13 protein-coding genes and 1 pseudogene are annotated in these 8,708 nt (G+C 65.2%); 11 read left to right on the top strand and 3 right to left on the bottom strand.

Annotated elements, in window-relative coordinates; translation table 11 throughout:
* Nucleotides 1-205: 205 nt before the first annotated feature.
* From GRS80_RS07955 to GRS80_RS07910, 10 genes are all read left to right on the top strand, one after another.
* Nucleotides 206-607, top strand: coding sequence for an SPW repeat protein (locus GRS80_RS07955; protein WP_160047078.1), 402 nt, complete (start codon nt 206-208; stop codon nt 605-607).
* Between the two features lie 47 nt (nt 608-654).
* Nucleotides 655-882: a hypothetical protein gene (locus tag GRS80_RS07950; RefSeq protein ID WP_160047077.1), complete on the top strand. Its 228-nt coding sequence runs from the start codon at nt 655-657 to the stop codon at nt 880-882.
* Entirely contained in the window at nt 879-1,502 is a 624-nt protein-coding gene (locus tag GRS80_RS07945; protein ID WP_343161497.1) for a GvpL/GvpF family gas vesicle protein, read from the top strand. The genes GRS80_RS07950 and GRS80_RS07945 overlap by 4 nt, the downstream gene beginning before the upstream one ends.
* Before the next feature lie 2 nt (nt 1,503-1,504).
* A complete protein-coding gene (gene gvpF, locus GRS80_RS07940) occupies nt 1,505-1,759 on the top strand; it encodes a gas vesicle protein GvpF (RefSeq protein ID WP_149081289.1) in 255 nt (84 codons plus the stop codon).
* Nucleotides 1,759-2,433, top strand: a complete 675-nt coding sequence (locus tag GRS80_RS07935; protein WP_160047076.1) for an Hsp20/alpha crystallin family protein — start codon at nt 1,759-1,761, stop codon at nt 2,431-2,433. Before gvpF ends, GRS80_RS07935 begins: the two co-directional genes overlap by 1 nt.
* The gene (locus GRS80_RS07930) at nt 2,426-3,322 is read left to right on the top strand and encodes a hypothetical protein (protein ID WP_160047075.1); all 897 of its coding nucleotides are present in this window, start codon (nt 2,426-2,428) and stop codon (nt 3,320-3,322) included. The genes GRS80_RS07935 and GRS80_RS07930 overlap by 8 nt, the downstream gene beginning before the upstream one ends.
* A gap of 173 nt (nt 3,323-3,495) precedes the next feature.
* Nucleotides 3,496-4,116 (top strand): gas vesicle protein, encoded by a 621-nt coding sequence (locus GRS80_RS21005; RefSeq protein WP_343161496.1) that lies wholly within the window; start codon nt 3,496-3,498, stop codon nt 4,114-4,116.
* Nucleotides 4,113-4,457, top strand: coding sequence for a gas vesicle protein K (locus GRS80_RS07920; protein ID WP_343161495.1), 345 nt, complete (start codon nt 4,113-4,115; stop codon nt 4,455-4,457). Before GRS80_RS21005 ends, GRS80_RS07920 begins: the two co-directional genes overlap by 4 nt.
* A 32-nt stretch (nt 4,458-4,489) precedes the next feature.
* On the top strand, nt 4,490-5,398 hold the full coding sequence (gene gvpL, locus GRS80_RS07915) for a gas vesicle protein GvpL (protein ID WP_160047140.1): 909 nt from the start codon (nt 4,490-4,492) through the stop codon (nt 5,396-5,398).
* Nucleotides 5,395-5,709, top strand: coding sequence for a gas vesicle protein (locus tag GRS80_RS07910; protein ID WP_160047074.1), 315 nt, complete (start codon nt 5,395-5,397; stop codon nt 5,707-5,709). Before gvpL ends, GRS80_RS07910 begins: the two co-directional genes overlap by 4 nt.
* A gap of 76 nt (nt 5,710-5,785) precedes the next feature.
* Here the strand turns inward: GRS80_RS07910 and GRS80_RS07905 are convergent, their stop codons facing one another.
* Nucleotides 5,786-6,001, bottom strand: a complete 216-nt coding sequence (locus GRS80_RS07905; protein ID WP_149081294.1) for a hypothetical protein — start codon at nt 5,999-6,001, stop codon at nt 5,786-5,788.
* A gap of 394 nt (nt 6,002-6,395) precedes the next feature.
* Nucleotides 6,396-7,399, bottom strand: a pseudogene (locus GRS80_RS07900) (Gfo/Idh/MocA family oxidoreductase).
* Between the two features lie 187 nt (nt 7,400-7,586).
* Here GRS80_RS07900 and GRS80_RS07895 point away from each other — a divergent pair.
* A complete protein-coding gene (locus GRS80_RS07895) occupies nt 7,587-7,823 on the top strand; it encodes a glutathione S-transferase N-terminal domain-containing protein (protein WP_149081295.1) in 237 nt (78 codons plus the stop codon).
* Between the two features lie 441 nt (nt 7,824-8,264).
* Here GRS80_RS07895 and GRS80_RS07890 read toward each other — a convergent pair whose 3' ends face one another.
* Nucleotides 8,265-8,705, bottom strand: a complete 441-nt coding sequence (locus tag GRS80_RS07890; RefSeq protein ID WP_160047073.1) for a hypothetical protein — start codon at nt 8,703-8,705, stop codon at nt 8,265-8,267.
* Nucleotides 8,706-8,708: the final 3 nt, after the last annotated feature.

Genomic DNA, 8,708 nt, shown 5'->3' with positions numbered 1-8,708 from the left:
ACTCGATCGAGGCCCAGCCTCGGACGCACTGGAACGGGACTCGATCGAGGCCCAGCCTCGGACGCACTGGAACGGGACTCGATCGAGGCCCAGCCTTGGACGCACTGGAACGGGACTCGACCGAAATCCAGCCTCGAGCGCACCACCAAAGGGACCCGAGAACTGCCTGCACCAGTTTTAGTCCGGTCGCAGCCGTATCCAGGGTATGAGCGATCGGACGCCGGCCGCCGGAACGTCGCCGATAGCACAGCGGACGGCCGGACTCGCGGCCGGATTTGGCTTCCTGCTGGTGATCTCGGGGATATTTCTCACCGGGTTCGGGTGGATCATCGTCAACAACGTGATAACCGGCGCGGTCGTCGCGATCGCGGCGGCGTACACCGCGGCGGTTCCGTCGGGTGGCCGTCTGCCGCGTATCGCCCCACCAGCCGTCGTCGTCCTTGCGGGGTTGTGGGCGATCGCCTCCCCGTTCGTCCTCGGCGTCGAGCAGGGACTGCTGTTCTGGGCCACCGTCGTCCTCGGCGTTTTGATCGCAGTGCTCGCGCTGGTAAGCATCTACGGGTCCACCCAGCGAACGGACCGAACGGCCGCGGACGTCTCGTCCTGAGGACCGCGTTCGTCGACGTTCGCACTCGAGACCACCACGCGTCGTTCGTGATCACCGCGTCGCCGACAGTCGTCTCGATCCGTGCCGGAAACGGAGACTGCGACTGCAAGCAGTACGACCACCGGCCGCGCCGTCGAATCATCGCCGACGAGTTCCTCGAGACCCGCGAGTGCGGTCTCCGGGTTCGGAACCCACACGCTATGATACGGACACGATCTAGACGCCTCGAGACGGTCGCCGAACAGCACGCGACGACCGGGGTGCGTTCCCGGTGACCAACCGGTACGTCTACGGGGTCGTCGAAGGCGATCCCGTCGAGTTCGAAACGGACGCCGTCGGCGGCGCGAGCGTCGTCTACACGATTTCACATCGCCGACTCGGCGCGGTCGTCTCCGACATCGACACCACCGATCCCGAGGAGACCGACGAGGACGCTACACGCCACGACGAGGTGCTTCGACGGATCATGAACGACGGGGACGGTCGAGCGGTCGTCCCGATGCAGTTCGGCATGGCCTTCGAGAGCGATCGGGCGCTGAAGAATGTCCTCAGGGGCGCACTCCCGGCGTTCAGGCGCGCGCTGAACGACGTCGAGGGTCGCGTCGAACTCGGCGTCAAGATCGTCCGCGCGGAAGACGCCGACGTCGACGCCGACGCCGTCACAGAGCGCATCGCCGACGAACTCGAGCCGATCGCCGCACAATCCGTCGCGAACGACCTGTTCAGCGACCGCCTCGTGTTGAACCGCTCGTATCTCGTCGATCGCGAGGACCGCGAGGCGTTCGACGAGGCGATCGCGAGGCTCGAGGAGGACGAAGACGACCTCGTCGTCCGCTACACGGGTCCGTTCGCACCGTACAGTTTCGTCGACGTCACCATCGGAGCTCAGCGATAACCATGTTCGTCCTCGACGATCTCCTGTTTCGGCCGTTCGTCGGCATCGTGGACGCGATCCACACGATCGCCCTCGACGAGCTGTACGACGTCGACGGCCTCGAGGACGAGCTCAAGGAAAATCAGTTGTTGTACGAACTCGGCGAGCGCTCTGAAGAGGAGTATCGGCGACGGAAGGCGGAACTGGAGGACGAACTCGAGATCGCCCGCGAGGTCCACGAACGGCTCGCGAGCGGTCGCGTGGAGGTGAAATCCTGATGACCGAGGACGATCACGATCCCGACGACCGACCCGGTGGACCGGACGACGAGACCGAACGCAACCGCGACGAGCAAGACGACGACCACTGGCTGTCGAGTCTGTTGTCGGCGCTCGAGGGACTCGAAGATCGTTCGTCGTCGACTCGCCGACGCGGTGGACGGTCGATGTTCGACGTCGATCTCTCGATCCGCGGTGTCGACGACGAGTCGCGGCCGGGTCGGGGCCCACTCGCCGGCGGCGGACCGACGGGGCACCCTCGAGATCGCCGCGATCACGAACCGCGTGGAAAACGCACCCGAAAGCGGTCGGCGAGTCGTCCGTCGGTGGCGACGCGTCGGTACGACGACGAAATCCTGCTGACGGCGGACGTCGGCGACGCCGACCCCGAGGACGTGACGGTGGGATTCGAGGATGGCACGCTCGTCGTCGGACTCGAAGGTCGCGAACTCGACCGTATCGAGGTCCCCTGGAGCGATCACACGGCCGAGGCGGGGATCAGAAACGGCGTTCTCACGGTTCGCGTCGAGCCAGGATCGAAAGAGGGGAGAGACGGCACAGGGGTCGACAGAGCAGACGACGAGGCGGGCGACGTGACAGACGACGCAGGTAGCGACGCGACAGACGACGTCGAGGGAGACGAGACCACCGACACGGAGGTCGACGATGAGTGAGTCGTCCGCGACCGAGGACCGAGACGAGTTCGGCGATCTCCTCGAGGAGGCGACCGAGCGACTCGGGGCGCTCGAGGACCGCCTCGGCGACACGGACCCCCTCGAGGATCTCGAGGACGAGACGCTCGAGTCGACGCTCGGCGATCTGGAGATGCTCGCGACCGTCGCGACGGAGGCGGTGGAGCTGATCGACGCAGTCGACGTCGGAGACCTTCCGGAGGCCGTCGACGGGGACGATCTGCTCGAGGCGGTCGAGATCGGGAACGTTCCCGAAGTGCTCGCGGACGACGATGCGGGCGTCGACGAACTCGTCGAGGTCGACGAACTGGTCCGGGCGATCGATCTGCTGTCGGCCTGGAACGCCTCCGATCTCGGCTCGCTCGTTGAGGAGGGCCGCGAACTCGAGGGGGCGGTCGACGATCTAGCAGACGACGGCGACGATGCGGGCGTCGTCGAGCAGGCGGCCTCAGAAGTGACGGACGAGAGTGGACTCGGCGGAGACGGAGGCCTGCTCGACGACGTCGATCCGTCGGACGCACTCGGCGATATCGACGTGATGGAGGACCCGGAGGCCTACCAGGTCGCCATCCAGCAGGGCGCGATGGAGGGGATCGACGCGTTCCGCGAGGCGTTGCTCGAGACCCACGCGACGTTCGAACGCCTGTACGAGTTCAACCGCGAGAAGATGCGTCGCCGAGACACGAGCGCGAACTCTCGAAATCCGACGGCGGCCTCGACGATGCCGACCGAACGGGCGGCGATCGGAAGCGGCGTCAAACACGCGACGGTCCCCCAGTCCGTCCGGCTCTCGACGGCACCCAGCCGGACGCGGATTTACGGACAGCGCTTCGAACGCGAGCGCAAGAAACGGAGAAACGACGATGACTGATCCACCACCGCGACCGACTCGAGCCGGGCGCACCGTTCCGAGAACCACCGGTTTCCCCCCTCGAACCGCGAACCGGCCCACGAACAGCGGGCGATTCGCGGAGATCCGATGTGCCGGTTGCGTCCCCAGCTCGGCGTTCGTCGGCGAGCCAGCCATCGGCGGAGGTGGTCGGCGTGGTCGATGACTTCCAGCCGAGTCGCCAGAAGACGGACCTCGCCGAAGTCGTCGAGATGCTCCTCGACAAGGGGATCGTCATCAACGCCGACATCGCCGTCTCGATCGGCGACACGCAGCTACTCGGCGTGCAGGTTCGGGCCGCGATCGCCTCGTTCGAAACCGCCGCCAAGTACGGCCTCGAGTTCCCCGAAGGGACCGACATGCGTCGGGTCGCGGCGGCGGTCGACGAGCCCGAACTCGCCGAAACGGAACGGCCGAGACCACCTATCGATGCGACGAGGGGCGTAAACGTCACGCCCGACGAGCGGTACGCGGACGAAACCCGGATCGAGGACGACCCCGACTTGAGCGAGAACGCAGAGGAGTCGACCGACGGTGACGAGAACCGCGGCGACGAGGCGAGTTTCGAACACCCGGACCGCGGAACCGAACGCCTCGGCGCGAGACCGGACCCCGAGCGGCCGACGAGCGGCGGCCTCGAGATGATCGGTAGTGACGATAGCGACGGGTCCGAGGGGCAATCGGACTCGAACGGAGAATCGAACGACGCGGGCGAATCCGCGGAGGACGAGTCGGCTGAAGGGTCGAACGCGGCGGAGACGGAGGGAGACGCGTGACACAGATCGACGTCGGCGACGGGGAAAGCGCACGCGACGGGCTCGTCACCCTGGTCGTCACCGTCGTGGAGATCCTGATCGCCGCCTTAGAGCGGGAGGCAGTTCGACGCATGGAGTCGGGTGAACTCTCCGACGAGGAGGTCGAACGTCTCGGGAGCCAACTCGCCCGAATCGAAGCCGAGATCGATCAGCTCAAACGCGACGAAGGAATCGAGGAGAGCGTCGATGACCTCCACGGCGACCTCGACGGTCTCGTCTCGGACGCGATCGAGCAGCTTCGCGGTGATCCAGACGTCGCGTCGGCACCCGGCTACTCCGTGTTCGGAGGTGATAGCGAGTGACCGACGACGGCGTACCCGACCGGGAGACGGAGCTGAACGCCCCGAATCAGCAGTCACCGTCCGCCGCGACCGAAGCCGACGGCCCGCCGGAGATCGACGAGGGTCGGTACCTCTACTGTCTCGTTCGGGCGAACGAGGGCGAGTTCGTCGGCGAGAGCCTCGAGTCGAGAGGCGTCGACGACGAACCGGTCTCGGTCGTCGTCGAGAACGGCATCGGTGCCGTCCTCCACAGCTGTGACGGCCTCTACGACTCGTCGGATATAGCGCAGATCAGACGCTGGCTCGTCCGCCACCAGCTGGTCGTCGACCGGGCCGGAGAAGCGTTCGGGACGCCGATTCCGTTCCAGTTCGACACGATTCTCCGCGGGGACGACGAGGCAGTCCGAACCTGGCTCGACGAGGAGTCAGAGACCCTCGAGCGAGCGCTCTCGGAACTCGCCGGCCACTGGGAGTACCGCGTCGAAGTCGTCGAGACGGATCCGATCGACGACGACGAGTTGCTCGATCGCGACGATCGGCTTCAGGAGCTTCGCGACCGGATCGACGACGCCGGCGAGGGGACGGCACACCTGCTCGAGACGCAGTTTGACCGTCGCCTCTCGGAGTTGCGAGCGGCCCGTCGGGAATCGCTTTCGGACGACGTGAGAGAGCGCCTGACGGCCGAGGCACGCGAAGTGCACGCACTCGAGCGCTCGCCCACCGCATCGCTCTCGGCGGAGCTAGGAGACGAAGCCGATTCGGATACCGACCAGAACGGCGGTGAAACGCTCTGTCGACTCACCCTGCTCGCCCACGAAGACAACGAGGGCGCGATCGGTTCGATTCTCGAGGAGGTGGCCTCGACCGACGGACTCGAGGTCAGGTTCACCGGGCCGTGGCCGCCGTACACCTTCGCCCCGGAGCTGGGTGACGGCGAATCGACCGGCTCTCCACAATCATGAAACCGAGAAAAGACGACGAGGCGCTCGTCGATGTACTCGACGTTCTGCTTAGAGACGGTGCGATCCTCCGGGCGGACGTGATCGTCTCGGTCGCGGACGTTCCGCTCGTCGGAATCAAACTCACCGCGGCGATCGCCGGGATGAAGACGATGACCGAGTACGGCCTCTTCGAGGAGTGGGACGTCGAACGACGCCGATCTTCGATCACCCGCCGCCAGCACGCGCCACGTCGCTCGAGTGAGGATGGGGTCGATCGGTCGAGGCCGAGTGAACGCGAAACGGTTGGAGGACAGAAATCGAGCGATTCGTGAGCAGATCGGGCGGCGGTGATACCCCCACTCGTTTGGGACGGTACCGTGTGGGATCTCTCCACGGCCCGATCGGCTGTCACGCGAACTTCGGACGTTCGGTCGTGAGTTCGACGTCGCCGGAGACCACCTCCTCGTCCCGATCGTCGTCGTAAACGTACTGTCCGGTCGACCCACAGAGCGTACACTCGTAGGTCTCGGATATCTCGTTTATCACCTCGCCGTTCTCGAAGTAGATGCGGCTCTGGGTGATCTGCAGGAACTGGGGGGTGTCACAGTTGGTGCAGGTGATCATACCTGACGGATAGGTTCTACCGGTTGTAGTTATCCGGCTTGTAACGGGAGGGCAACCGGTTCTACGGCTGGATTACCGCCAGTTCAGCGATCGTGCTAACGAAACACACACTCGTGTGCAATACGTCGCGCGTTCGGGGTCAGATCGGGAGGTAATACCGTGTTACCTGGGAAACAAACGACGCTCGGTCGAATTCTCGCCCGGAGACGATATTCCGGGAGAACGGGGCTGGCTGGCCGAAATGGAGCGTGTAAGGAGTTACTTACCGATTCTCAGGATGTGGTACCGACGAGAGAGCGACGATCACACCCGTGGTTCCCTCGTCGATGAGGTCGTCTGTACGGTCGGATCGCGGTGCTGCCGGATGGGTCGAGATCCGCGGCGTACCCACGAGCTATCGGTCAACTCGAACCCACTCGCCGGTCCGAGCCGCCTCGTAGGCGGCCTCCGGTAGGGCCGTCACCCGGCGCGTCTCGTGCAGTCGCCGGCGGCTCCGCCCCCTCGAGAACGCTATCGACAAACGCGTCGGCGCGAGGCGGATCCTGGCGCGGGTCGACGTAAGGGACGAACTCGTTGGCGTCGGCGTCGATCTCGAAGACGTCGCGTGAGCCCCACTGCGTCCCCTCGAGGTACACTGCACCGTCGTCGTCCCAGAGGTGTACGTGTTCGCGGACCGACGGCGCGTCGCCGTTGAACGAGAACGCCCCCGTCGCGCCGTTCGTAAACCGGACGTCGAGCTGTGCTCGCCCGTCGACGCGTTGCTCGTCGTCGACAAACTCCATGCTCGCGGCGACCGACTCGGGTTCGAGTCCGGTCGTCCAGAGTACGCCGTCCAGTACGTGACTCCCCGTATCGTAGAGGAATCCGCCGCCGGAGAGCTCGGGGACGAGACGCCACGTCCCGCTCGAGAAGTCGATCCAGTCCTGCGTGATCGACGCCGTCAGCCAGGTCGGCTCGTGGTCGGCAAAGCGCTCGTGCGCCGTCCGAAACGCCGCCTGAAGGTGGCGCTGGTAGCCGACCATCAGCGTTCGATCGCTCCGTTCGACCCGGTTTGCGACGTCGCGTGCGTCGTCGAGATCGGTCGCCAGGGGCTTGTCGCAGTAGACGTGGCGGTCGTGTTCGAGCGCGGCGACGATCTGCTCGTGATGGAGGGTGTGTGGCGTTCCGATCACCACCGCGTCCAGGTCGGCCGCTTCCTTCTCGAGCAACTCGAGGGAGTCGGTGTACTGGCTCGCGTGGAACGTCGAACGTACGCCCAGTGCCGATGAGGGTGTCGGCATCGAGATCACAGAGGGCGCTCACTGTCGCGTCTTCGTGGGTGTGAAACTGGCCGCCAACAGTGGTTCCGATGTACCCAAGTCCAACGATACCGACCGAATCGGTGCGATCGAACGGGATCCGTCCATACCGACGCCACCACCTCGAACCGCCTGTACGTGCGGGACTCTCTCATACGGATTGCTGTACCTGTGTCCCGCCGCTCCCGGGACCCGGTATCCGGGAGCGGCGGTGATGACGTACAGTAAACCGTATCACAATTCGAACCCGTATCGCTTTCCGACCGGGTGAACAACGACGGGGTACGATGGTCACGATCTATGCCCTCGAGGGCTGTCCGTACTGTGAAACCGTCTCCGATCGACTCGACGAGGCCGACGTCGACTACGAGTGCGAGTGGGTCCCCGCGTTGCACTCCGGACGCGACGAAATCAAGCGCATCTCCGGACAGCGCGCCGTCCCGGTACTCGTCGACGAGGACCGCGGAGTCACGATGGCGGAGTCCGAAAATATCCTCGAGTACGTCGACCGGACGCTCGCCTGACGACCCGACCGCCGTCGTTTCGCCCTCGAAGATGCACTTACTCGCACTCGACACCAACAACTCGATCGTTGTTGTCGAGTCCAGGCGCGTCCAGCCATACCGAGCGGTTATAGGTCGACACTATCGATTCGAACGTCGTCCCAACCGATTCGTAGCTTCGTACTATACGGACGTTACACGTCCCTTGCCGACGGTGGACGGTTGCTACTGTCTACCAACCGCCCGCATAACAATGGGGCACGCACCCGACGAATCTCCCGCGGGGATACAAGGCCCCGCCGGGTATGCGTTCGGCCCAGACATCACCGTGCTGACAAGCCGATTGCGTGCGTTCGTGCCCGGATCGCTCGAAAGTGGACTCGCCCCCGCTTCGAGTTAGCTCATGTCTCTCACGCCGGGGCGGGCCCCGCCCCCGCCCAGGTTTCGAATTACCAGCCCGTCTCACTCGCTAGCACTCGAGTCGTCGACCTGGCGATCGGATTCCCCGAAGGCGTCGGCCAGCCACGCGTCGATGATCGCCGTGTGTACCGTCCGGAGGCCGGCGTTCTGGATCGTCCCCGCCGCCTCGAACAGTTCGCGAGCGGTCGCGACGGTTTTGGGTTCGGCTGCCAGGTGGGTGAGAACGAAATCCTCGGGATCGACCGCATTCACGGCGTCGAAGTCGGCGGCGTCGTAGAGGGATGCGAACTCGGCGACGACCTCGGCGAGGAGGTCGTCGGTCGCGTCCGCTCCCGGATCGCCCACCGTGACGCCGGACGCTGCGGGGTCGAAGTACTCCTCGATGTCGACGACGCCGGCCCGTTCGTACAGGTAGTCGCCGAGGCGGTCGCAGACGGGCCTCGAGACGTAGACGCCGACGAGCGTGTACCGGTCTTCGGTCATGCG

Origin of the sequence: Natrialba sp. INN-245, assembly GCF_009807105.1 — an archaeon.
Taxonomy (GTDB): domain Archaea; phylum Halobacteriota; class Halobacteria; order Halobacteriales; family Natrialbaceae; genus Natrarchaeobius; species Natrarchaeobius swarupiae.
The sequence above is the reverse complement of the archived record's forward strand: the minus strand, read 5'-3'. Positions and strand labels throughout refer to the sequence as shown.

Bases quoted from the DNA above. Each gene is read 5' to 3' on its own strand.
- GRS80_RS07955 (WP_160047078.1), top strand. From the start codon at position 206: ATGAGCGATCGGACGCCGGCCGCCGGAACGTCGCCGATAGCACAGCGG.
- gvpF (WP_149081289.1), top strand. From the start codon at position 1,505: ATGTTCGTCCTCGACGATCTCCTGTTTCGGCCGTTCGTCGGCATCGTG.
- GRS80_RS07935 (WP_160047076.1), top strand. From the start codon at position 1,759: ATGACCGAGGACGATCACGATCCCGACGACCGACCCGGTGGACCGGAC.
- GRS80_RS07930 (WP_160047075.1), top strand. From the start codon at position 2,426: ATGAGTGAGTCGTCCGCGACCGAGGACCGAGACGAGTTCGGCGATCTC.
- GRS80_RS07910 (WP_160047074.1), top strand. From the start codon at position 5,395: ATGAAACCGAGAAAAGACGACGAGGCGCTCGTCGATGTACTCGACGTT.
- GRS80_RS07905 (WP_149081294.1), bottom strand. From the start codon at position 6,001: ATGATCACCTGCACCAACTGTGACACCCCCCAGTTCCTGCAGATCACC.
- GRS80_RS07895 (WP_149081295.1), top strand. From the start codon at position 7,587: ATGGTCACGATCTATGCCCTCGAGGGCTGTCCGTACTGTGAAACCGTC.
- GRS80_RS07890 (WP_160047073.1), bottom strand. From the start codon at position 8,705: ATGACCGAAGACCGGTACACGCTCGTCGGCGTCTACGTCTCGAGGCCC.